This window comes from Mucilaginibacter gynuensis (assembly GCF_039541195.1).
Taxonomy (GTDB): Bacteria; Bacteroidota; Bacteroidia; order Sphingobacteriales; family Sphingobacteriaceae; genus Mucilaginibacter; species Mucilaginibacter gynuensis.
In genome coordinates this window covers 1-1,522 of record NZ_BAABFT010000039.1, presented here as the reverse complement: position 1 = coordinate 1,522, position 1,522 = coordinate 1, and the positions used below count along the sequence as shown (strand labels likewise).

Genomic DNA, 1,522 nt, shown 5'->3' with positions numbered 1-1,522 from the left:
TGTCTTGTCCTGAAATAGGTTTACAGTTTTGAGTGATTTAAATCAACAAAACCATGAAAATTGTAAAGCGCTATTCGGACGATTTCAAGCGTGAAATAGTCGAACTTTATTTAACATCCGATCTCACTCAACAGGCAATTGCGGACAAATTTGGTATCGCAACACATGCCTCAATTCAACAATGGGTTCGTAAATTTGGCGGAGAATTCAGAACAGCTGTCATGAATACCCCTCCTCAAAACCCCAAATCAGATCTGCCGGACACGCCGGAAGGCATGGTACGTCGTATTCGAGAACTGGAAGAGGCCCTCGAAAGAGAGCGCATGACAAACTTGGCTACAAACAAGATGATCGATGTTGCTGAGCGTGACCTGAACATCTCCATCAGAAAAAAGTCTGGAGCCAAACAGTCAAAGAAATAAAGGAACAATGTCCGGAGCTCAGTATTGATAAGCTCTGTGGATTGTTTGGCTTTACCAGACAGGCCTATTACCAGTTACAGAAATACGAATATAAATGCCGCGCGCAATCGCAGATCGTGCTTGAAATGGTGCTCAATGAACGCAGCAGTTTACCTGGCATTGGCGGACGTAAGTTGCTTAATATGATCAGTATGCCGATGAAAAGAGAAAACATACAGATCGGTCGGGACGCCTTTTTCGATTTATTGAGGGAAAACCATCTTCTGGTTCGCCATCGAAAAACGAAGGTAGTAACAACCGATTCAAGACACCGGTATCGCAGGTATCCTAATCTGATACGCGATATCCTGTTGACACGTCCGCACCAGCTATGGGTAAGCGATATAACTTACATTGCAACCAGTGAGGGGTATTTATACTTATCGCTGATCACAGACGCTTATTCCCGCAAAATAGTTGGATGGAATCTATCCAACAAGCTAGATGCCGATAGTGCTGTATATGCTTTAGAAATGGCTCTTTCCGGCTTACCTGATAACAAAGCAGACAATCTTATTCATCATTCGGACCGTGGCGTTCAATATTGCTGTGATAAGTACATTGCTAAACTTAGATCTATCCATATCAGCATTAGTATGACCGAGAATGGAGATCCGTTAGAAAATGCAATAGCAGAGCGGGTAAATGGAACTTTGAAGACCGAATGGCTTTATAAAACCTCGCCGGGTACCAAGAAAGAAACTGCTCAACGCTTATCAGGTATCATTGATGCCTATAATACTCGAAGACCACACCTGAGCATTAATATGCTTACACCCGAAGCAGCTCACTCCGGTGAAGGGGAGCTGACCAGGCATTGGAAAAATTATTGGAAAGAAAAACATAATAAAATCTCTTGTGATGAATAATGTGAATTGTTTACTTTGGATCATCAAAGTCCGGTTTGTAAAGCCTGACAAGGATTATGGCTAAAAGTTGGTTAAGGTCTTTTAGGACTTTCTACATTTGGACTGTAAACCCTAATCAGGACTACATCATTATTGTAAAGAACATATCGTATTAACAGCTCCCAACTGTAAAGACTTTTCAGGACGAGACAT

General features: G+C 42.0%; 2 protein-coding genes. Both read left to right on the top strand.

Features of this window, described 5'->3' with window-relative positions; translation table 11 throughout:
• The first annotated feature begins 53 nt into the window (after window positions 1-53).
• Window positions 54-422 (top strand): transposase, encoded by a 369-nt coding sequence (locus ABD894_RS28075; RefSeq protein WP_345214424.1) that lies wholly within the window; start codon window positions 54-56, stop codon window positions 420-422.
• 41 nt (window positions 423-463) lie between these two features.
• Window positions 464-1,330, top strand: a complete 867-nt coding sequence (locus tag ABD894_RS28070; protein ID WP_345214423.1) for an IS3 family transposase — start codon at window positions 464-466, stop codon at window positions 1,328-1,330.
• Window positions 1,331-1,522: the final 192 nt, after the last annotated feature.